The organism is Sodalis sp. RH14, assembly GCF_047324285.1.
Classification (GTDB): Bacteria; Pseudomonadota; Gammaproteobacteria; order Enterobacterales; family Enterobacteriaceae; genus Acerihabitans.
Genome location: NZ_CP178739.1, coordinates 2073936 through 2096069, shown reverse-complemented (window position 1 = coordinate 2096069; position 22134 = coordinate 2073936). Strand labels below are relative to the sequence as shown.

General features: G+C 46.9%; 23 protein-coding genes. 10 read left to right on the top strand and 13 right to left on the bottom strand.

The window, feature by feature from the left end; all coding sequences use genetic code 11:
• Positions 1-158: 158 nt before the first annotated feature.
• Positions 159-1319 carry an IS30 family transposase gene (locus ACL2XQ_RS09440; RefSeq protein ID WP_013203711.1) on the bottom strand — a complete coding sequence of 387 codons (1161 nt, stop codon included), beginning with the start codon at positions 1317-1319 and terminating at the stop codon, positions 159-161.
• 380 nt (positions 1320-1699) lie between these two features.
• Between ACL2XQ_RS09440 and ACL2XQ_RS09435 the strand changes: the two genes are divergently transcribed.
• From ACL2XQ_RS09435 to ACL2XQ_RS09420, 4 genes are all read left to right on the top strand, one after another.
• Positions 1700-2314, top strand: coding sequence for a hypothetical protein (locus tag ACL2XQ_RS09435; protein ID WP_187514473.1), 615 nt, complete (start codon positions 1700-1702; stop codon positions 2312-2314).
• A gap of 1169 nt (positions 2315-3483) precedes the next feature.
• Complete coding sequence (locus ACL2XQ_RS09430) at positions 3484-3741, top strand: hypothetical protein (protein WP_187514474.1); 258 nt, start codon at positions 3484-3486, stop codon at positions 3739-3741.
• A gap of 12 nt (positions 3742-3753) precedes the next feature.
• Positions 3754-4398 carry a hypothetical protein gene (locus tag ACL2XQ_RS09425; protein ID WP_187514475.1) on the top strand — a complete coding sequence of 215 codons (645 nt, stop codon included), beginning with the start codon at positions 3754-3756 and terminating at the stop codon, positions 4396-4398.
• A 235-nt stretch (positions 4399-4633) separates the two neighbouring features.
• On the top strand, positions 4634-4816 hold the full coding sequence (locus ACL2XQ_RS09420; protein ID WP_187514476.1) for a hypothetical protein: 183 nt from the start codon (positions 4634-4636) through the stop codon (positions 4814-4816).
• A 674-nt stretch (positions 4817-5490) separates the two neighbouring features.
• On the opposite strand, the gene ACL2XQ_RS09415 is transcribed toward ACL2XQ_RS09420, so the two are convergent.
• Positions 5491-5757, bottom strand: coding sequence for a MazG-like family protein (locus ACL2XQ_RS09415; RefSeq protein ID WP_187514477.1), 267 nt, complete (start codon positions 5755-5757; stop codon positions 5491-5493).
• 145 nt (positions 5758-5902) lie between these two features.
• Between ACL2XQ_RS09415 and ACL2XQ_RS09410 the strand changes: the two genes are divergently transcribed.
• A complete protein-coding gene (locus ACL2XQ_RS09410; protein ID WP_262409238.1) occupies positions 5903-6229 on the top strand; it encodes a killer suppression protein HigA in 327 nt (108 codons plus the stop codon).
• Positions 6226-7308, top strand: coding sequence for an ImmA/IrrE family metallo-endopeptidase (locus ACL2XQ_RS09405; RefSeq protein ID WP_187514478.1), 1083 nt, complete (start codon positions 6226-6228; stop codon positions 7306-7308). The genes ACL2XQ_RS09410 and ACL2XQ_RS09405 overlap by 4 nt, the downstream gene beginning before the upstream one ends.
• Before the next feature lie 2 nt (positions 7309-7310).
• On the opposite strand, the gene ACL2XQ_RS09400 is transcribed toward ACL2XQ_RS09405, so the two are convergent.
• The 4 genes from ACL2XQ_RS09400 to ACL2XQ_RS09385 all read right to left on the bottom strand — a co-directional run bounded on the left by ACL2XQ_RS09400 (position 7311) and on the right by ACL2XQ_RS09385 (position 13211).
• On the bottom strand, positions 7311-8255 hold the full coding sequence (locus ACL2XQ_RS09400; protein WP_187514479.1) for a hypothetical protein: 945 nt from the start codon (positions 8253-8255) through the stop codon (positions 7311-7313).
• Complete coding sequence (locus ACL2XQ_RS09395) at positions 8255-9232, bottom strand: thymidylate synthase (RefSeq protein ID WP_187514480.1); 978 nt, start codon at positions 9230-9232, stop codon at positions 8255-8257. Before ACL2XQ_RS09395 ends, ACL2XQ_RS09400 begins: the two co-directional genes overlap by 1 nt.
• 659 nt (positions 9233-9891) lie before the next feature.
• Positions 9892-10782, bottom strand: coding sequence for an integrase domain-containing protein (locus tag ACL2XQ_RS09390; RefSeq protein ID WP_187514481.1), 891 nt, complete (start codon positions 10780-10782; stop codon positions 9892-9894).
• A 902-nt stretch (positions 10783-11684) separates the two neighbouring features.
• Positions 11685-13211 (bottom strand): AAA family ATPase, encoded by a 1527-nt coding sequence (locus ACL2XQ_RS09385; protein WP_187514482.1) that lies wholly within the window; start codon positions 13209-13211, stop codon positions 11685-11687.
• Positions 13212-13393: 182 nt separating this feature from the next.
• Between ACL2XQ_RS09385 and ACL2XQ_RS09380 the strand changes: the two genes are divergently transcribed.
• From ACL2XQ_RS09380 to ACL2XQ_RS09370, 3 genes are all read left to right on the top strand, one after another.
• Positions 13394-13951 (top strand): recombinase family protein, encoded by a 558-nt coding sequence (locus ACL2XQ_RS09380; RefSeq protein WP_187514483.1) that lies wholly within the window; start codon positions 13394-13396, stop codon positions 13949-13951.
• Between the two features lie 287 nt (positions 13952-14238).
• Positions 14239-14661 carry a translesion error-prone DNA polymerase V autoproteolytic subunit gene (gene umuD / locus ACL2XQ_RS09375; protein WP_047609079.1) on the top strand — a complete coding sequence of 141 codons (423 nt, stop codon included), beginning with the start codon at positions 14239-14241 and terminating at the stop codon, positions 14659-14661.
• Entirely contained in the window at positions 14661-15926 is a 1266-nt protein-coding gene (locus ACL2XQ_RS09370; RefSeq protein ID WP_187514484.1) for a Y-family DNA polymerase, read from the top strand. The genes umuD and ACL2XQ_RS09370 overlap by 1 nt, the downstream gene beginning before the upstream one ends.
• Here ACL2XQ_RS09370 and ACL2XQ_RS09365 read toward each other — a convergent pair.
• Complete coding sequence (locus ACL2XQ_RS09365; RefSeq protein WP_187514485.1) at positions 15923-16630, bottom strand: SOS response-associated peptidase family protein; 708 nt, start codon at positions 16628-16630, stop codon at positions 15923-15925. The two genes, ACL2XQ_RS09370 and ACL2XQ_RS09365, sit on opposite strands and share 4 nt — an antisense overlap.
• 227 nt (positions 16631-16857) lie before the next feature.
• On the opposite strand from ACL2XQ_RS09365, the gene ACL2XQ_RS09360 reads away from it, so the two are divergent.
• Positions 16858-17139 (top strand): hypothetical protein, encoded by a 282-nt coding sequence (locus ACL2XQ_RS09360; protein WP_187514486.1) that lies wholly within the window; start codon positions 16858-16860, stop codon positions 17137-17139.
• Between the two features lie 43 nt (positions 17140-17182).
• On the opposite strand, the gene ACL2XQ_RS09355 is transcribed toward ACL2XQ_RS09360, so the two are convergent.
• The 6 genes from ACL2XQ_RS09355 to ACL2XQ_RS09330 all read right to left on the bottom strand — a co-directional run bounded on the left by ACL2XQ_RS09355 (position 17183) and on the right by ACL2XQ_RS09330 (position 22124).
• Positions 17183-18709, bottom strand: coding sequence for a conjugal transfer protein TraG N-terminal domain-containing protein (locus ACL2XQ_RS09355; protein ID WP_187514487.1), 1527 nt, complete (start codon positions 18707-18709; stop codon positions 17183-17185).
• 9 nt (positions 18710-18718) lie between these two features.
• A complete protein-coding gene (locus ACL2XQ_RS09350) occupies positions 18719-19066 on the bottom strand; it encodes a hypothetical protein (RefSeq protein ID WP_187514488.1) in 348 nt (115 codons plus the stop codon).
• Complete coding sequence (locus ACL2XQ_RS09345; protein WP_187514551.1) at positions 19066-20430, bottom strand: integrating conjugative element protein; 1365 nt, start codon at positions 20428-20430, stop codon at positions 19066-19068. Before ACL2XQ_RS09345 ends, ACL2XQ_RS09350 begins: the two co-directional genes overlap by 1 nt.
• 61 nt (positions 20431-20491) lie before the next feature.
• Positions 20492-21466 (bottom strand): TIGR03756 family integrating conjugative element protein, encoded by a 975-nt coding sequence (locus tag ACL2XQ_RS09340; RefSeq protein WP_187514489.1) that lies wholly within the window; start codon positions 21464-21466, stop codon positions 20492-20494.
• Positions 21463-21867 carry a TIGR03757 family integrating conjugative element protein gene (locus ACL2XQ_RS09335; protein ID WP_187514490.1) on the bottom strand — a complete coding sequence of 135 codons (405 nt, stop codon included), beginning with the start codon at positions 21865-21867 and terminating at the stop codon, positions 21463-21465. Before ACL2XQ_RS09335 ends, ACL2XQ_RS09340 begins: the two co-directional genes overlap by 4 nt.
• An 89-nt stretch (positions 21868-21956) precedes the next feature.
• Positions 21957-22124 (bottom strand): hypothetical protein, encoded by a 168-nt coding sequence (locus tag ACL2XQ_RS09330; RefSeq protein WP_187514491.1) that lies wholly within the window; start codon positions 22122-22124, stop codon positions 21957-21959.
• Positions 22125-22134 lie beyond the last annotated feature (10 nt).

Sequence of the window (22134 nt, the reverse complement as noted above, 5' to 3'; positions counted from 1 at the left end):
AAAGCATTCTGTTAGCCTGGCTTGGTCAGCCAGGCATTGATTAAAATTAACTGAGTCTGATGAGCTGTAGCTTATTGTGAGCAGTTTCTGATGAAGGTCCGCTCCTCGCTCTCAGCAGACCTTCAGCGTCACGTGTTTGTCTACTGTGTGCTGTGAGTTCAACCGATGGATGCAACACATTGGTTAAAACGCTCTGCGGGTGATTCATAGTCTAGCGTTTTTCTTGGCCTCTCGTTGAGCTGCCTGGCAACACTGTTTAGTCTTTGCTGGCTGTGAACCGATAAGTCAGTTCCTTTTGGAAAATACTGCCTAAGCAATCTGTTCGTATTTTCATTGGAGCCGCGTTGCCAGGGAGATTGTGGATCACAAAAATAGACCTCAATTTCTGTTGCTACAGTAAAAAGGGTGTGATTAGTCATTTCCGCCCCTCGATCCCAAGTTAATGTTTTATAAAGTTCAACAGGCAGCTGCCGGGCTTGTTTGATTAGTGCGGATATGACTGTGGCTGTCTTGTTATCACTGATTTTGGCAAGCATAACAAAGCGGGAATGGCGTTCTACCATCGTGACAATATATGAGTTTTTAGAGCCCTGTATTAGGTCTCCCTCCCAGTGACCTGGTATAGCTCTGTCTGCAACATCAGATGGCCTTTCGCTGATGGGTATTGCATCCGGTATTGAGCCTAATCCCTTTCCTTTAAGTGATGTCGTTCTGGATTTACGTACTACTCTCCCGCTTCTTAGGCACTGCTGCAGCTCTTTTTTTAAAGCTCCCCGGGTTTGTATAAAAAGCGTTTTATAAATCGTTTCGTGTGACACCTGCATTTCCTGATTATCCGGATAACAGCGTTTAAGCCAACCGGCGATTTGTTCCGGCGACCAGTCCTGATACATCTTCTCTGCAATGATTTTACACAATGCGGGGCATCCAATTAGCTTGCAAGGTTTTGGCCTCAGGGCACTGTCCCACGCGTCCTTATCCGCTTTTGCAGCTCGGTAATGTTTTGCACCTCCATGCCTTTTGATCTCGCGGCTAATAGTTGAAGGGGCTCTTGATAATTTGTCGGCGATGTCCCTGATGCTACTTTTTGCTACCAGCCCCCTGGATATTTCCTCTCTTTCATCAAGTGAAAGAGCCAGCCGGTGTCGCTTTCTGACAGAAGGGCGATAACCACCAGTTTGGTGAATAGTGGGCATAACAGAAGAGTGATATCTGTCGAACATTCTGGCGATATCATGCAGGGAATCACCTTGCTTATACCTGTCCCAGATAATCGCTTTCTGTTCTGGCGTGTAGTAAATGCGCGTTCTTCGTTTCATGGCAACGTCCCCCCTTGTTTAAGGATAGCGTTGCGTCGACCCGTTGAACTCACAGCCAAAACCGGACATTCGTTGCACATCTGGACGAATACACAGCGTTATTTGCTTTAACCATAAAACAGGCTCTTCCTGAGCAAATGATCATGCACATATATTTGTTGCTGATGAAGGAAAATAACGCTAATTTAGGTACTTAACTTGGACCAGCCTGAAAATAATAAATCAGTAAGTCGAAGCTCAAGTTTATAACAATCGCTTGCAATGTGACCACCGGCCACTGTCACCTTATGTGCAAAAACGCACCAATAGCCTCTGGCAGTTGAGGCGGGCGTTAGGCGACTAAGCTCCCCAAGAAAGATTTCATTTTTGAGGAAATAAAAATGTCTGAAGCATATTTAGTACCAACGGATTATGAGCAACCAAGACCGATTGACGGAAAATATCCTGCTGTAGTGTATGAAACTTATGCTGAATTTGAGTATGAAGGCCATAAAATAATAGCAAATATGTCCCATAAGGGGGCTTTGAATGCTAATGGTAATACTGGATTTGTTACTGTTCGTGGAGAAAGCGTAGACATCTCATGGAATGGTAGTGCTAACTCACAAAGGGAATATAAACCTAAAAATGAAAGAGTTATAAGTAACGAAAAGCACCTTATAGCAACACTAACGCCGTTAGAATTTGAACAACCCCATCCATTTGCCGACGGAAATTACGGTCTTGGCTATAGAGGAATAGTTCTTAGTGTGCACGCTGAATTTGGTGTATTAGATAAGTACGAGGCTGTTATTGATGGGCATTTAAAATCGAGTGTCTTAGCTGCTCCTTGCAATATTTTACCGATGAAGGGAGAGCGTACTAAATGCATTATTGAATTTGATGACGCTACTGTTTTTATGGCCGAAAGGTATGGGCCAAGCACATACGATAATTTGGTTGAAAAGACAGTGAATGAACTTCAGAAACTTCTTTGTAGGGCTAATGCCGGTTAAGCTTTACGAGTGCAAGCAATTCGGCCCTTTGGGCCTGGACCTCCCTTAGCTCGTCCCCTGCCGCGGGCTTTTAGTGTCACAATACATTGAATTTATGGGAGATATTGAGATATACGGTGCCAAACTGAAGCCCAAGTACATCAAGCATTTGTTGAGCATTTAAAGTTCAGTATCTGTAAAAAATTTGGCCCTGATTTTCCTATAATTACGGTGCATTTAATGGAATGCCAAGATAGAAAATATGCCGACTACTTTGCAGGGGTTAATGCTAAAAATATATTTAAAGATTTTAAATCTGAAATATCTTCAGAGTCACGAAAATCATTAGTAAAGAAGCTCTATAATACCATAATCGATGTAAATTCTTTTCGCTCGCTAAATACTCATTTTTTCTTGGCGACTTGATAAATCAAAATAAAATAAGCTTGAGTTAAAAATTTATACGAACCTTCCTGCGGCCTGCCTATTATTTAATAAGAATTTCTCTGGCAACAATTAAAAATTGAGATCGTAATTTATTGATAATTATTTAAATATTGAGACTGGGGTAAGTAATGAGGAGTTTGTGACCTGCTCCCCGTTGCTTAAGACACCTCGATGTAAGTATGCATTCCGAACATCTGCTCCACGCTCATAACTGCCATTCACATCAGTTATGGCTGAAAAAGCAGACATGAGGTTTGGGAACTAGCAATAGTGAAAGAAATAGGACTTATTGGCGCGTGGCGAACAAAGTACATAGGGCAGGAACAAAAAAGCCCGCAAAAGTGAGTTTTCATATCACTAGAGATCCAAGGCTGCTTTGCGTATCTCTTTGGGTCTCCACACCGTCTGGTCGGTGTTCTGCTGAGACTGTTAAATTCCTGTTATTGCTAGTGGTGCCCTATCACTGTCCAATCATGATTGGCGGAGTTGGATTGAAGCGACACCAAATACTAACTATCTGATTTTTTTGATGAATGTAATGGAAGTCAATGCCACAGCAGTATGTGGCGAAGGTTAGCCCTGCTTCAAGACTCAAAGCACTGTTTATAGAAACAGTGCTTCTATGATCTGAATCACAATCAGTCTTTGCAATGACGTTGTTATTAATGTTTTTCTTCACTACTATATGTGGTTGTAATTGTTCTTATGCTGTCAATATATTGTATTTCTCTCGGAGATATTCTATGTCTATCAACAAAAAGAAATCCTCACCTAAGCTCGCCTCTCAAGCAGCGAAAGCTCTACAAAATGAAAATTCCTCTGAAATTAAGAAGAAGCTTGCTGCTTCCGTGGTTGCCCAAGCTCGTACAGGTAAGCAAACTGGTGCTGAGTTGGAGACGATAGCCTCCGATGTTATGCAAAGTTCAAAGTACAGCGAGGAAACCAAAAGCTATGCAGCGTCACTGTTATCGCAGTCGAATAAATTCGTTAAGTTCAGCTAAAGGAATTGATAAGTGGCAAGGACTGAAGAGCAGCGAGCTCAGGCAACAGCAATTTTCGCAACTTACAAAGCAGAAGTTGATAAGCGTGAGCTCTCTAATACTGACAACTATGATAAGAACATTCTGACGCTATCATCTGCTGGCCTTGCCATCTCATTAACTGTCTTTAAAGATATAGCCCCTCAAGGTCAAACAGCACATATTTGGCTGCTTTACTCCGCATGGGCATTATTTGGATGTGCAATATTAGCAACTATATTTAGTTTCTTGATTAGTAATGCAGCACTAAGGGCTGAGCTAGAAATTGCTCATAAATATTATATTGAAGAAGATGAAAGTATTTTTGGAAAAGTAAGCCTAATATCAAAGGTTTTGAGTTGGGTGAACAGATTCTCAGGTGGTTTTTTTGTTCTAGCTATAATCTCGGTCATCACATTTGGTGTGATCAACTTTGATAGAAGAGCAGAGGTTAGCAAAAGCGATATGGTAAAAAAAACGCAGCAAATTAATAACGATGGGTTGCCACCGCCAGTGATGCAAAAAGTACCTATCGATAAAGGTGCTACGGTTCAATTCATGCAACCAGTAAAACCAACGAATCAGCCAGATACACCTGCGATTGACTCACAGTCATCTGCAGGTTCCCCCAAAGAATAAGTTAAGGATAGGAGCTAGCTTGAACGATAAGTCTAAGACAATACAGTCAGTTTCAGCCGTGATGGATGGAGCCCCTATTCCCTCCATGCAGCGCGTATTTGTAGGAAATGGTGCAAATGTTCCTCAAATGCAGGCGATCCCTACCGCAGCCGCTCCTCAGCAATCATCTGAAGGGTCTAATCAGCAACCTTCCACAACTTCGTCCAATAGCCGTGAATAAATAAGGAGCATAGTAATGAGTTCAAATAATTACAAAGCAGTTCGTATCGGAGATGGTGCAATATCACCTATGATGGTTAAAGTATCAAACTCTAGCATTGAGAAACATGGCGCAACGATGCCGAAAATGCAGCCAGTTCCCAGTCAATCATCAGGTAGTGCTTCCTCAGCCACTAAAACAACGAATAATAAACAGTAGACAAACCATCGATACGGGCCTTTACGCTGAAGTAAAGGCTTGTCATTACATATATACCTGACCTGCGAGACGCATTCGTACTTCTCTTGCATAGCGTTGGGCACGCTGCTGGACGGAGTAATGGTTGTGACGGCCATTGCGGCCTCCGTCGTGGCGCGAAGTTGGTTGCCCCAGTTGACCAACCAGGAAGCAGTCATTTGATGCGATGATGAGTTGCCTGGAAAACTTTATAGACGATGCGAGATCGCAATGGGTATTGCTCACACCCCTTGCACGAGGAGGCCCTTCTTCGGAAAAAAATCAATGATCTAGTTATGATCGACAGTTACGCTCTGATCAACAGGATGGGCTCAGTGAAGCCTGGACTGATTTGTTCAATGAGTGTCTGCAGAGAATTGATAATGCCTGGGGCCGAATGACCAAAAACCAGTAAGTATTTCTGGGGGCCGGAGCGCCGTCTTCTGTAAAGGCTTGCGGTCCATATGATGGCATGCTGGCTTAAGGCGTTCCTGTGTGGTCAAGGCGCGACTGTTCTGGTACAGGGCAACGTCCTGTGGACCAAGCATGACGTCCAGACCCGTCTTAAGAAGATGACACTCATTCCTCGCGGTCAAGGAGCGCAGAAAAAAGACGAGGCGATGCCAGGAGGACAATGGCCGGTGATGATACAGGGGTCAGCGGGTTTGTACGCGATCGTAATATTCGATGATTTGCAGCGCAACCGCAGCAATCTGCACCGCTTCTTCTCTACTGGTACCGGCTGCTTTTCCCCCAAAACGGTCATGGAGAACGGCCTGATGAAACTCTCCCACTTCCTCCCCAAGGATGGCACCCCAGATGAAAGGATCCAGATTGCGGTCTGCTCCCCATTTGGCATCCTGCCGTTGCATTTCAGCAAACACATCTTTCAGTGCTTCGGTTTCTTGATGGTTATCTTTCATGATTCCCGCTGCGTATCCGTAATTTTAAGCGCTATCATTAACATTAAATATATGCTGAGTCCATTGCGATGGCGCATCGCATTTTGTGGTTGAAGGGTAAGTTTGCTATAAATGTAGCAATGAGAAAAATTAAAAGTGGATAACCTTGTTCATTACCTTTCAAAGCAAAAAGTTAAGAGCTCTTTGTGAGAGTATGCACAATGCAAATGAGAACCTTGGTGAAAAACTGGCATCTAGGCTACGCGCGCGCCTTTCCGATATCACCGTGGCGGACAACATATTAGCGTTGCCCGTTGGTTCGCCGGAGGTATGCTTTGAGGAAGGGGAAGAGTGTATTACAATTACCCTTTTCGGCGATAAAAAAATGGGATTTGTTTGCGGGAATACAATTCAGCCCAAAAATCAAGACAATACGATTGACTGGTCCCAGGTCAGCCGGATACGGTTAGTGTTCATAGGTGATGTGAAATGATGGTAACGCAGGACTTCCAGCCTGACTGGGTATCTCCACCCGGTGATACGATTATAGATCTGATGGATGAACACGGGATTTCTGATGAGGAGCTGAGTAAGAAGATAGGCTTGTCCCTTGATCGGGGTCAGCAACTTCTTGAAGGGAAACTCCGACTGAATCCGTCCCTGGCCGACAAACTCGAAGAGCTGTTCAGCGTATCGACAGACTTCTGGATCAGGCGTGAAGATGCTTATCGCCAGCAAATAGAACATATCCAGAAAGTGAACAGCGACTGGCTGGAATCATTGCCCGTACACGATATGATGGAGTTTGGCTGGATCCCGAGAACCGCAACGCGGGAAAGTAAATTCCGGCACTGTCTGTCGTTCTTCGGTATACACTCCGTGAGTGAGTTTTTTCACAAAATACATTCTGATGCTCCACTGGTCGCCTTTCGTAAATCACTGAATCTGACGACTGAGCCTGTCGCAGATCTGGTATGGCTGACCCGAGCAGAACAGCTGAGTGCAAAGCAGGTCTGTGCAGAATGGAATAAAAAGGTACTGCAGGCGCTTTTGCCGGAACTTCGCAGAGCAACAAACGAACCTGATATGGGCATTTTTATCCCCCATATTCGCCGGCTTCTCGCGACTGCCGGGGTTTCGCTAATCGTGCTGCCCACGCCCAGGGGATGCCGGGCCAGTGGTGCCACCTGCTTTTTCACTCCAGACCGCGCCACGCTAGTCATGAGTTTCCGCTATCTCACCGATGACCATTTCTGGTTTACGCTGTTTCATGAGATCGGGCATCTCATTCTGCATGAGGCAGTGCGGGTCCGTGCGGAAGGTAAAGAAGGTCTGACGACAAAAGAGGAAAAAGAAGCAGATACGTTTGCGGTAGACGTCCTCATTCCGGAAGAATACAGGCAGCAACTCAGGCGCTATGGTGTTCGCCACTGGCGGGACATCGTCCGCACGGCCCGGAAAATGGGCGTATCAAAAGGGATTGTGCTCGGGTACTTACAGCATGAGGGCAACATTCCTTTTTCTCACCTTAACCGGCTTAAGGTGAGATTCAGTAAAGAAGATATCGTATAAGCTCAGCCGCCAAAATAGACGTAGCGATCAGGTGACTTCTGCCAGTTACACAGTGCGTCTTCAATGACCTGCATCCTTAGATAAGGTGCAGGGATAATTTCAGCAAGCTCTGCCAGTTTATCATTCAGAGCCTCAAGTCTGTCACCGGCGCTCCGGCTGTTACTGAACAGCAGCCGGCTTCCCTGAAGAGGGCCGGTAGCTCCCTTCAAAAAAGCATGCCCCGGTTCTGCCTCGATGAGCCCGGTTTTTCTTAGCATAGTCAGGTAATCAAATCGGGCGGTTCGTCCGAATGAAACTACCGCATTCAGGCCTGAATACAGCAATTCGAAAAGAGTAGCAGGTGTAACCGCGAGACTCCTTGCTTCTGCAAACCGGGCCTCGTGGCTGTATGTTGCACCGATGAAACCGAGATAAGAACGAAAAACGACAGGTATAGAACGACGTGAATGATATTTTTTCGTTTCATATTTGCGGTGGTTACCATACTGCATGAGACTGCTGTGTAGAGTCAGCTCATCAGAAACGGTGGCAAACCACTGTTCGAAAGCATCAAAGTCGTCCGTTATGGCATCCCATGTCCACGTCTGGGTACCCAGTCCACTGTAAATATCGCGGCACAAAACCCAGCCAGTTTTATTACTCCGACCAAAATGCGTGGCCAGGAAAACCAACCAGCAGGCTTCGTCATAGTTGTTGTCACGCAGATGCAGACACGCAGCACGAAGAGGATCAAATAAATCTGAGTTCGGCTCTTTTCTTAGCGGATTCATATAATCGGTTCGTGATGTCAGAGTTGCCATATAACGAATGCGACGAATACTGTCGATAATCTGAAAGGCTAATACATTATAGTGAGCCGGAGAACTCAGTCCGTTCAGGGGATGTTCATCGCGACTGAAGTTTTGAAGAGCGGCGACCAGCTGGCTGGCCTGACTGTGTCTGTTCATTATATTTTCCCGTCAAAAATAAATCGGTATTCCTGATTATTCAGTGCAGTCAGCTCTTGGCGGGCCAGCTCATCGTGTGCCGACGTATGTGAACGCAACAAAAAATGGGTCTTTATCACGCGCAGCAGATCCTTCCAGTAGTCACTCAGGGGCATAGTATCGATATCAAATTCCTTGTTTTCCCGCAGAGCCTTTTCTGCTTCAAGAATGACTGTAATGTCCTTTAAGGATTGAATTTCAGGCATATCACCCATCATCGGCAAGGTACTCATAAAGCCTTCTTGCTGTAGCGCTTTTACTTGTTCAAAATGTTCTTCATAGATATGGAGGCTTGAGACGAAGTGATGATAATGGCCTAGTTTGCACCCGGTGAGGCGGGCGACCAGTTCCTGCAACATCGTGAAGGCGAACACATCATGCGGTAAGCCCATAAAGGCATCGTTAGAGCGCATACAGACAAAAAGATGCAGTGCGTCTTGTCTGACAATAAATTGCAACGATATTGTGCACGGAATATCGGCATATTCTTTCTGTTCTGGATTATCCTTAACCAGATCTGAGGCATCAAACAGTTGTATCAGTGCGCGTCGAGTAGTTCTTTTCTCCTGCAGCAGACTGATGACATTTTCCAGCTGATTATACCGCCCGTGCATACTAAATAATCTCGGACCATATCCCCCGTGTATTCTGCCATCGGATTCAGCGTATTTTACGTAGCGAGGTATGAAGTGCCGGATGAAATCGAGATCGTTCTGGGCTGAGAGGTACCACAGCAATTCCCCCAGACAGCTGATAATTTTACCGCGGGATTCTGTCCTGCTTATTCTGCGGCGAGGATCGGTGAGAATCAGGTAGGCTCCCAGAATCTCAATATTTGCTCCTTTAGTGGGAGTATTCCAGAGTCCGTTAGTCAGGATCGCCTGGTGGACATCGTTTAACAGATCGTCAACACATTCAGCTGTCACCAGAAGAGTCATATGCTGCCTGTTATATTATGAGTGTAACAAATCATTACCACCCGTACGATAAAGAGTCAATATGACATTAATACAAACAGGGCTATAGCAGCTATGACACACGTCATCAGGTGCGAAATTTAACACCCATGTTTCCTCCATTCCCTCTGGAAGCAATAAACGTTCTGACCTGCCCACAGGATTAGATACAAGGCTCAGTTAGTAATGTCGGATAACACGGTGATTACCCCTCTACTCCACCGCTTCAGGGGGTAATGATATACGTTGTGCCGGTTTAAGGTGTTAGCCATACAATATGTAGTGTCGGACGAGGCAGATTCCGATTAACCGTGGGGTGTTTTCTGTCCTGCCTCGCTCCGGCCATACGAAAAAACTACGTAGTGAGAGGATTTCCCCGATTTCTGGAGTTCATACAATGGAGTTTTTTCTTAATATTCTAATTTTTCATTTGATGTCTTTTACTGTCTGATACTACCTTACAACCTGGATTAATAAATCAGCTTATCTTTTATAGCTGCCTTTATTGTCAATGCCATCAGCTTCGTTAAAAGAACGAGAACTACTTATATAAGTGTAAGTAAGTATATAAAAGAGTCAGGTTGATTACGATACACCCTGTAAAAAACATGAATAAGATTTCAACTTACTAATATATCTTTTTACTCATCCTTGTTTATCTTATTATAAACACGAGTCACGTAATGCCCCCGACCGTCGCCATGGCCTAAATCCATGGACACTAATGCCTCGGCTTCTTTCTGGCTGAATCCCTTGTCTAAATGGTATTTCATGGCATCTCTTGAATAAGCATATCGCAAACTGTGAGGAGCATATTTACCAACAAGACCGGCCTCTCTGACAATATTGCGGTATCGTTCAATGGCAAGGTGTATCCCCGCTTTATCTATCAGTTTCCCGTTGTTATTTTTCATAAAGCGTATTGCATTATTTACGACGCTAAGCAAAGTCTGGCGATCAATTATCGTCGTATCGCGAGGTCGCCCCCCTTTCGTACCGAAGACAATCCTGACTTTTTCCTGGTCACTCTGAAGAACCTTTTGCCAGGTCATTAATGACTTAACAGATTGCATCGTTTCTTCCGTACGTAAACCAAGATGTCGAGATAATTCCATTGCGAAGGCAGCACCCGCATCGACTTCACGGATTTTATCAAGAGTCTCTTTATAAACATCATCAGGAATAGCGACTTTGGTACCATCTCGGCTGGTTCCTGAAATATCTAACGCAACATTGCTTAATTTCTCATGCTCTGGATTGGCCATAACCGTTTTACCCGCAGCGCGAAGTATCGCCCGGATTGCCGCCATTTCATTTTGCAACGTACGTTTGGATATGTCTTCTGAAAGACGGCTTTTTATGTAAAGCGCAATATGATGCGTTTTCAAATTCCCGGCATCGCGAATCTGAATGTTCATTTTTAATAAACGGTCCGCCAAGCGATCAGCAATTTTCATTCTGTCGGAAACGGTCTTAAAACTGCCTCCAGCCTGACGAGCAAGCGTGACCAGGCTTTTATTTAATTTCGCCATAAACACTCCAAATTGACACAAGGTGAGTTAGGCATTCCGTCCCGGTGAACGGAATGCCTAACTCACCGGTTCCCCGGATACTTCAGTCAAAAACATCTCACCCCGACGGCACGGTTAATTTTGCGCTTCCTGCGTCTCAACAGACATCTGTGCATCGGGGCGGCGAAATGTTGAGTTCTTGCGAGGCTCCCCAGGTCTCAGACCTGTTCGCGGCTTACGCCGGGCTGATTTACATCAGTCTACCTCCACACACCAGCTTCCTGGTGTCGCCATCGATGTCGTGTTGATTTACCTCCTCTAATTTAAAAGTTGTCTTCATACGAGTTTCCGCTGATAAGACAGTTGGTGATTGATTAATGACCTGAATGACAGTTAAACGATCTGTTATGCGTTTTAAAACCGTCACTACGTGTTGGTCAGATGGTAGAAATGTTGTTGAAGTGGCAGTACGTCAGTGCTGCCGGTTGTGCGCTGCGCGCGTCACTTGGTACTCGTTTCACTCGAACGCAAGTGACGCCGCGCTCCTCTGCTCTCAATGCGTACGTGGAAGATGCCAAATGTTCCAATTGGCATACCCACGGTCCGCAAATCTCGCAACCGGTAGCTGACGTCAAAGCATCAAATCGAAGTGAAACTGCAGTGAAAACTGCAAAACGTAATTGCGTAAATATCAGCAAATTGAAGTAGAAGAGACCTTACCGCGATCCAATCGCGATCCCCATTCTCAAAGGTTGACGGGGGTACCGCCCGAAGGCGCCACCTCTCAGGTTAGGGTGGCATTGGCAGTGCGATCACCCGAAGGCGCCCCTCTCAGATCGCAGGGGCATTGGCATGTTGCATAAAGCAACGGTAATACAGCTGTTATACTAATCATTCCTGCATAGCCAAGGCAAGATCCTGTCTTATTTTTCTTTAAGTGCTTCTACTCTTGGCGTCATCCAGTCGACTATTGATGTCATGAAATCATTCCATTCGGGATGTTTTGAAACCAAGGAAATGATGTTGTTGAGAGCAACTGCGCGGTTTATACCTAACTCATCAATAACCTGGTCGATATATTTGTGACCATCCTTGACATATTTTATTTTTTTAGCTGCTTCGATGATCTCTGTTTCATCATCTTTCAAGTCCTTTATTAAATCAGAACATAGAAGGTAATGAACGTATGATTCTGGATTATGGCCTTCGGGTAAATTGAATTGGAGAACCTTATTGCGTGCCACGCCCCTCAGTCTCTTCGCTTTTTCATCTTCACCAGTAAGTGATTTATTAATCCGTTCTGTTTTACTTTCTGGCGTTCGGTATTCATCGCCATCTAGCACTACGCAAAAATCATCACATGACTCACCCTTCAAGAGCAAACCTGATAAAATAGTGAACGCATTAATTGCAGCACCATAAGTACTTACAGACACGAACTTATTGGCTTTCATTTTTCCAGCCGCATTTTGTATTATTCCCTCTGCAAAATCATCCTCCACAAAAACTTCTATTCTCTTTACAGAATCGCCAGTCAATCTGTTTATCGCATCAGGTTTGGTTTCACTAAAACATAAAGTCTTGCCATCAACACTTACAACATGCCTAATATTGACAATTTCAGAAAGAGATATAATCATTTCTCGATGAGTGGTGAATATTATTTGCAAATTCTTTTCAATAGCGCGGTCATTGATTATTTTTATTAAGTTTTTCAATGCTCGGTCATGTAAGAGGAGATCTATTTCATCTATTAGTATTAAAGAATATTTTCCTGCTGAAAAGACTCTATCTAGAATAAAGAAGACTTTTTGTTCCCCTGCACTCATACTATATGCAGAATATGTTACATTTTCAGCTTGCACACCAATTAACTTCTTACCATTGCTTAATTTATTTTCATTTATTTTTATATATCTTTTATTTAAAACTTCAGAAGCCTTCTCTAATAAATTGTTCGCCTGTGCCCCTTCCAGTACAGTTGTAACGTAATTAATTTTCGATGAACCTTTGACTTTTTCAGACTCAATCATAGGCACGCAACTTTCAATGCCGATATAATAAATCTCTCTAAATGGACGTCTTGCATATATTTTCGTCCAACGAGACCCATTCTCATCTGCTTTCCCGAAGGGTTCTTCTTCTTTATTTTTAGTCTCAGTTCCACGGCGATAAGAATGGGTGATTACTAAGTTGCTACCATTCCACTCTGCATCAGGACTTCTAGGGAAGAAATCATTAAATTTTCTATTTTCTCCAGCATCTTTGGGCTGATAAACGCTTGCTAACGCATGTAAAATCGTTGATTTACCACTTCCATTTGGCCCCAAAATCGCAGTCACGGCATGCGGTTCAAAATCAATACTGAAGTTATGCAGACATTTGAGTTGACCAAAATATATGCTGTTAATGACTTGTTGAGTCGTTTTAGGTAGCTGCTCTTCGGGCATTTCCCACACCTTATTATTAGACCGCTAATCAATCAATATCGTTCTATGTGTCATTAGGATCTAGACTTGACACTCGGATTGTCAATAAAAAAAGTTATTAAACCTATAATGACATTATTACTGTCATATCTCACCGTCTGGCTAAAGTACACCCCAATATGACATTTTTAGAGGGGAAACTAATGCAAGGGCAACGAATTGGTTATGTACGCGTTAGTTCTGAAGAGCAATCTGTTGAGCGCCAACTGAATGGGCTCCACCTTGATAAGATTTTTATCGATAAGGTTTCTGGGAAAGATACTAACCGACCAGAGCTGAAGCTTTTGCTATCGTTTGCCCGAGAAGGGGATACCATAATAATCCACAGTATGGATCGACTTGCCAGGAACCTTGATAATCTACGCAGCCTGGTAAAGGAATTAACTGCCAAAGGCGCACGAGTCCAGTTTATTAAAGAAGGGCTGACCTTCAGCGGCGATGATTCACCGATTGCCCAACTACTTCTTTCGGTGATGGGTGCATTTGCTGAATTTGAACGTTCGCTCATCAAAGAACGGCAAAGAGAAGGGATCGATTTAGCAAAAAAGCGTGGCGTATATCGAGGACGTAAAAAAACTTTAGATGCGCAGGGAATTGAGAAGATAAAACAACTGGCCTCTGAAGGTCAGAACAAGACTCATCTCGCGAAACAGTTCGGTATAAGTAGAGAAACCCTATACCGTTACATCCGTAAAGTATAAAGTTTAAGCTCCGATAACAAACTAACTTGCTGTTTAAAATAATTATTTTCAACAGACTCGATTGCATCTTGAGTGAGATCAATAATTGCCATTCGTTAGTTTGGCTGATGAGCATGAAATCTAAGGTAGTAAAACCGCATATGGAATGCCCTATCCTGCTGTAGAGGCCTCTTAAATTCTTTCCTTGTTGATCATCAACCTAAGATTTTTCTAAATCACCGCGCTTCACAATCTAAAACACTCATGATTATACTGTATGCATAAACAGTATAATCGTGAGGCGCCTTATGACCGTTTTTTATCCAACCCCGGACCCATTGAAACTTTTGATACCTTTTTTTCAGGACAGGGTTCAGGCAGGATTTCCTTCGCCCGCGCAGGATTATATAGAAAAAGGCATTGATTTGAATGAGCTTTGTATAAGTCACCCCGCAGCAACCTACTTTGTCATGGCAACTGGCATGTCGATGGTTGATGCCGGAATCTACGAAGGATCACTTCTTGTCGTAGACCGCAGCCTGCAGGCAAAGCATGGAGATATCATCATCGCATCTCTGGCAGGTGAGTACACGGTCAAGCGCCTTTGCTTGCACCCGGTTGTTCAGCTCATCCCTATGAATCCTGATTTCCCTCCGATAGTTCTTCATGACGGTGGGGATGAGCTGGAAGTTTTCGGCGTTGTCACATTTAGCATCAACGGGTTTCAATAATGTTTGCGCTGGCGGATGTGAACAGCTTCTATGCCAGTTGCGAAACGGTGTTTCGCCCTGACTTACGCGGACGACCTGTCGTCGTTTTAAGTAACAACGATGGTTGCGTAATAGCTCGCAGTATGGAAGCAAAAAAATTAGGTATCCGTATGGGCGATCCATTCTTCAAGATGCGTGACATCTTCGAAAAGCACAAGGTTGTTACATTCAGCAGTAACTACGCGCTTTACGCAGACATGAGCTCACGGGTTATGACCGTTCTGGAAGAAATGTCTCCAGCCGTGGAAGTCTATTCAATAGACGAAGCATTCATGAATCTGCAAGGGGTTAGTAATTGCCGGGATTTAGAAGAGTTTGGCCGTGAAGTGAGGGCCAAGGTTCTTCAGTGGACCGGTTTGACCGTAGGCGTTGGAATTGCCCCGACTAAGACCCTCGCCAAACTTGCTAATTATGCTGCAAAGAAGTGGACAAAGACCGGCGGTGTCGTTGATTTATCGTTACTTGCTCGTCAAAGAAAACTGATGGCTCTTGTCGAGGTTGGTGAGGTTTGGGGAATCGGACGCAAAATTTCAAAAAAGCTGAACGACATGGGAATTAAAACCGCACTCCAGCTTGCAGATACGCCTACGCCGCTGATCCGCAAGCATTTCAACATAGTTTTAGAGAGAACTGTGAGAGAACTACGTGGGGAGCCTTGCTTAGAGCTTGAGGAGTTTGCTCCAACCAAGCAGCAGATCATCTGCTCACGATCGTTTGGCGATAGAGTGTCTGAATACGACTTAATGCGTGAAGCAATCTGCAGTCATGCAGTACGTGCAGCAGAAAAGCTTCGTGGAGAGCATCAGTACTGTCGCCATATTTCAGCATTCGTCAAAACGAGCCCATTTGCCGTGAATGAGGTTTACTACGGTAAAACAGCTGGCACTAAATTACAGATACCGACACAAGATAGTCGGGATATCGTTGCCGCCGCAACCAAATGCCTTGATGCGATCTGGCAGGACGGCCACAGGTTCCAGAAATGCGGTGTGATGTTAGGGGATTTCTACAGTCAGGGCGTCGCACAGCTTGGTCTTTTCGATGAGTACAAGCCGCGCTCTAACAGTGAGCAATTGATGGCTGTGCTGGATGGCATCAATCACAGCGGAAAGGGACGCGTATGGTTTGCCGGACAAGGTATTCAGAAAAGTTGGGAGATGAAGCGTCAGATGCTCTCGCCAGCTTACACGACACGCTTCAGTGATTTGATGCGCGTAAGAGTCTAAACCAGCGGGTCAGATATTTGTTCAATCAGCTCCGGGCCGTTGTTCCTAATGCTTCCGACCTTTTTCATAACAGGATGCCAGGCGAATCTTGAAGGCGATACGGACTCCTTTTCCGCTATTTCCAGCGCGCGCTCAGGAAGAGTGTCTCCGTCCAGCCATTCCAGCGCTTGTTCGGGATCAAGTACGAGCGGTCGGCGGTCATGGATATCTAATAATCCTTCATCGCTTGCAGCGGTAACAATCACAAACCCGTCATCCTCAGGTGTTTCTGCCACATCAGGGTGATACCGGCTTATGGCCGCTAAGAATAATGGTGTATGTGATTTGTGGTAGATAAAATAGGGCTGCTTAATTTTCGCATCAGTAGGGCCTTTCTTCCATTCATACCATCCATCTGCCATCACAATCGCGCGGCCGTGCTCAAAGAGTGGTTTAAACATCCGGCTCGTTGCAACGGTCTCAACACGAGCATTAATCATCGGTGGCCGTTTTGACTCCTTCGCCCAGCCGGGTTGATATCCCCATTTAACAGGATCGAGATAGATTTTATCGTCGCGCTGATTGAGTAGCAGAACGCGTGTACCAGGCGCAACATTGTAACGATCGAGTGGGATGTCATCCAAGCCACTGGCGATCTCTTTATCGGGCGAGAGGACTTCAATGTAATGAGATCGGGGTTCGTATTGAGTGAAGCGTCCACACATATGAAATCCTCCATTAACGGATATTAAGTATAGACGTTAATAAAATTTCGAGATGCGTCATCCCTGATCAGAAGAAGATGTACCTCCCTTGATTTCACTGGTGCTAAATACGCCGTCCATAGATATTTCTTTTTACTGCTACAAACTATGGCAAGGCACTGACTTGAGTCTATTCGCCGGCCATGATATTTTGAATATGCGTGATTTATAACCAGAGCATAAAGAGCATGAATTCGAAAGGTTTTGATCCGAAAGACTTGCAAGAAATTTGCACCAGGAAGCGGGCAAAATTCACAATGAAGAAATCTGATTACAAAGAATTAGGTCGCAATCTGCTTTTAGGTTCTGTTGATGTAGTCATTGGAAGTGTAATGGCTGCGGCCGTAGTCGTAAGTGTTATACCAACCAGAAATTCAAATATTGATGATGGTTTGCCGAATAGCGATGGTTGGCAGAATGGTTCTCAAGGTTACGGATATTATGAAAATGGAGTGAAACTCTATGATTGAAGAGCCAAAATTTCTTGCTGGCTCTTCAACATAAAATTAATAACTACCCCCCTTTTTTAACCGCAGTTTTAGCAGCATCTACAGCAAGTTTCCCCCCTTCGCTTCCTGCCTGTTGTGGCATTTTAGACCCAGCACTTACAGCTGAATCAACTACACTACCAATCTTCGCTCCAGCCCAGCCAAGGGTGCCGACCCAAAATGCTGGAAATACAACGTACATGCTCCCCAACACAAGGTTCATGATCCAACCATCAGCGGTTGAGCTGGTAAATTCTGCAAAAGGCACACTGCTGTTCGAAATGCCCTGCGCGGACATGCTGTCATACAAAATGGTAATCATCCTGTCATCGAGCCAGCCCGCCAGTTCCCACCAAAATGTAATGAATATCAGTGCAAACAGCGCAAACGAAATGGTCACTACCGTCTTAGGTTCATAGGCGCTGAACATCATCAGCACCGGAATGACAATTATAATCATCATCTCCAACAGAGCTTGTATCATTGGCAATGCCTGCTTTAGTGCATCAAACCCCGGCAACGCTTCCGCCTGCTTAATTCCCACACCAATTGTCGACACGAGGCGGGTCACGTTAAATGCCAGGCCTGAACCCACATCACTGCTGCCAGTAGCATAAGTCTCACCGCTGCCTGAAAGCCCAACGTTGCGCGGACTCACCAGCCAGCGCAGTGCCATCTCCTCCCACTGATCCTTGCTAAATTTCCGCTGTAGCTCTGCCTTAGTCGACTCATCCATATTGGCCAGCACCCGGGCCTTCAGGCCATTAGTGCCGTCAGACCACCACTGTTTACAGGTAGGATATCCACCTTTTCCCACATCCGGATAGCCGCTGTCCCGGGCATTGTCATACGGCCACTGGCTGCGCGGGCTGGTCGATGTGTAATAATCATAGTAACCACTGGTATTGAGAAAGTAGCTGCTGCCTATCCACCCTACTGAATTGATTGTTGCGTCACTCAGCTGGCTGTTGCTGTTTTTAAGCTTGAAGTAAGAACGGGAATAGCACTGATCTGCAAAATCCTGCACTTCCTGCAGCACTATAGGGTCGCGAATTTTGGTGTTTTGCACGTCAAAGCGCATCTGGCGGAGCTGGTCTCCGCAGGGGATCGAGGCAATCATCGCCTGGGTGATGCCCTTGGATATCATATGCAAGAGATACCACCAGACCGGGACTTCTGCCGTCTTGCCGTCAAAGTCGTTAACCAGCCCCTTGTAACCGGAGTTCTGGGGCGTAGATACGCTTACGCCGCACTGTTTCGCCCGTGAAGTGTCGAATTTAATGGTGCTGATATCGACCGGCAACAGCGGAATGCAACAGAACAGCATCACGCAAAATGATACGTAGAGCGCGTGCTCAACCCGCGGCAGTGCAAGAACACCTTTATTCCCCTCATCGGCGCCTTCTTCTCGCACCTTCAACCAGATACCCAGGACCTTGAAAACCAGAGGCAGCGCGAAAAGTCCCGTACTAATAAGGATGTTCCACAGGGCGTTATTCAGCATCCAGCCGAACAACACCAGGAAGTACTCCAGAAAACTGTTGGCCGTCATGACGCCTCCTTATGCCAGTACGGAACGCCAGGCGGCGAATTCGATAACGATAATAAAACCTGCCGCCATCCACTCAAGGCGATGAAGTGATTGACCCGGAGATTTCTTCACAACCTGCGGTCGCACAACATAAAACCAGGCCCAGCAAAGCCCGGTATAAATTGTCAGCCGCCAAACAAACAGTCCGTACCGGCTTGCACTCAGCCAGTCGCGCACCTTATGCCCATCCGGATCGGCTTCAAACAACACTGAGGCAATGAAGAAAAGCCCCACAGTCAGCGCGAGGATAACCAGAAAAGTCAGCACGAAACGGCGCGTACGGCCAAAACGACGCTGAGGGGAGACGGGTATCGTCATTATTGTGCTCCTGATTTCTGGCTCATGTTATTGAATCCCTGATCCTGACTTCCGCTGTGCTGCTGCAGGCGGCTGTCCTGATTGCGTACCCCTTGACGTTCCAGGGTTGTGAGCAGACTGTTATTGCTGATGGACTTTCTCAATGCCATTTCGTTACTCAGCGCGGCCAGCTCCCGGTCGAGCGCATCAACGCGACGGTCCCCCTCAGCCAGCGCTTCCGGCTGGTCGGCCGCATTGGGTTCAGACTGGCCGGTAGTCAGCATGCGTCGCATGGTCAACGCCTGTTCCACTGTGTCAGACATGGCCAGTTCGCCGGCGAGGCGCTGTACCAGCGCCGCGTTGTCCGGGTCGTCTTTCAGGGACTGAATAACCCCGCGCGTTACCACCAGACTACCCGTTTTAAGCTTGGCCAGATTATCCGCCGTCGGCGCATCTGAGCCGCCAACGAGTTTCGTCAGTTCATCCAGGTTCTCTTTGGTCGTATCCTCAAGTATTGGTGCAAACCCCGTGCCGGCAACCGTGCTGCCGGCTGCATTCTCGCCCCCACCGCTGTTGCATACACTGGCATCGCGGCAGGTGCGGATAGAACGATCTCCCAGTACTTTTACGACCGCTGCTGCGGCAGCTTCTGAATTCGGATAACGCTGGCAAACCGAGCCGTTACAGCTTGAAGCGCCTACGTTGTTGTTGCTGGTCACAGGCAGGTTGTTCATCATGTTGTAACCGGCTTTAGCCAGGTCATGCGTCGGTTTAATGGCTGGCTGCCCTTTACCGCCGCGTTTCTGTCCCCCGATCCATGTCGCACCGTCCTCACCCGTCGCCTTCTGCAGTTTCTGGTCGCTGCTGACGGCATCACCGTCGCTGGAGGCGACAATATCCTTGTACTCCTCGGTGACGGCCGCCTGCGTCCACTTGTTCCCCATCGTATAATCGGCCATTTTATTGGCCATGTTCTGGCAGTTGAGTTTGGCCTTGTCAAAACTCAGTCCGGCCTGCAACACGCCGTTGGTCAGCATTTCGTACAGCCCGGGATTGGCGCGCTGGATAATCATCGCCGGCATACTGGAGACCGCACCGGTCGCCCCCTGAATCACGGTGCCCATCAGATCCTTAAAGCCGCTGGTCACACCGTTAAGCTGATTACCTACCGTCGTTTTCAGGTCAAAATTTCCGCACATCAGGTCGCTGCTCATGCCAGCGTTCATGCCCAGACGCGTCATGCTGTTTCGGGAAGCGGGTGGCGAGATGACCGAGCCTCCGCCAATGGAATAAAACAGGCCGTCACTGATGGCTCCGTTGGCAGAAGCGCCGCTGGGAGAGGTAGTGACCTCGGCGTATGCATTGGGTGTGCCGCCGGCTAACATCACCAGCAACGTCAACGGGAGAGCGAGAGGGACATTTTTTAGCATTGTCATAGTGTGAGTCTCACGAAAAATCAGTGCTGGAAAGGAAGGTCTGACCGCGGCGTTTACAGCAGCTGTAAGGTTGCCAGAGTGCCCAGGCATAATTACCGTCCTGAGAAACCGTCGCGCCAGTGTCGGGGAAGACCGCACAGGTGGTCGAGAGCGTCGGAGAAAGACGTTGCCACTTATGGTTTTGGGTACCGGTATTCTCTTTCACCGGTGCAGGTGGCCAGTAGCCAGGGGATTTCTGGCCTACCAGCGGCTGGTAGACGTGCAACTGGCCGGTCCGGGTGATGACATCGGCCACGCGCTGGGCGACGACGGCTGCGGACTTATACCCGTCTTCCTGGGTGACAAAACCGCTGCGCGGATAGATGTTTCCCCACATATTGGCACCTGCCTGACTGCCCAGCTCACGTTGTCCGGGAATAAGGGCTTCCGGGTACAGGCCTTCCGGCAGGCCGCTTCGCCAGACCAGCGCATCGAGCGAACTGACAAAATAAGGAACAAAAGGCGTGGCGGCGGACTTGCAGGAGTACCCGGCTATTTGTCCCCCGATAAGCGTGGTGGCCGGATGGCCATAGGCATCGGCATAATGAAAATGTAGATTTTGTTTACGTAGCCCGGGAGCCTTCATTTCTTGTTGTCCCCCGCCCGCGCTGACGCCGCTCAGAGAACCGATGACGCCGCTTTCTCCGCTGCCGGCCGCACCGCTGACAGCGGATATTTCCGTCCAGGGATTATCGCCGGGGCCGGAATAGGCTGACACCACAGCTTCCGGGATGAAATGTTCAACCTTCACGGACGTTTTGACAGAACAGCCAAAAGGCGTACAGAGGAGCCAGTAGCAGATCCCCTTCACCTTCCAGCCGATACAGGAGACGCTGGCTGCACTGGAAATCAGGCTGGCGGTGTTGACGCTGGCCGCACACAGCCCACTGCCGGTCAACAACGTGGCCAGCAGCAGCCGGCGGGAACGGGGTGAGGAAAATATCATTGGTTTTCCCCTCGCCAGTCCGCCAAATGGTGCATGGCCACACTGACGTCCGTAGTACCGTAAACCACCCATTTATCGTCAAACACGACCGCAGGGTATTTGGTCAGCCCCAGTGACCAGGCTTTCATCACCCCCTGATAGGCGCTGGTCAATTGCTGTTGTTGCGATGAGAACGCAGGTGAGTTGAGAACATCCCGGGCCTGTTTTTCAGCCAGGGCGGGATTTGCGGGGAGGATGCCAAAGATATCCGTTTGAACATGCTCGGGCGCATCGAGGTACACCACAGGAATATCTGGAGAGGGGGAACTAACGGGGTTCGAACTGTCAGTATAAATGACGGTGCCGGCGCAGGCACTGGCAGACAGGCACAGTGCCGACAAACAGCTGATGAGTTTTTTCATGGAGAACACTCCTTAAGCGGATAACCCGCCTAAGGTGCGTCGATACGCTGTTCACGTCAGTAAACAACTCAATATCTGACTACGAAAATTTATCCGGTCTGCTCGTCAGCCTCCTGCTCTGCACGCCACTTCAGGTATTTCAATTCCGCATGAAAATATCCCGTAAAACCCACTGCGGCGGCATTCCGCTCAATTACCCAGCGTGTTTCCCCCTGCCGCAGGTATGGCTTCCAGTCCGGGGAGATTGCGCTTTGCATTTTCGCCTCC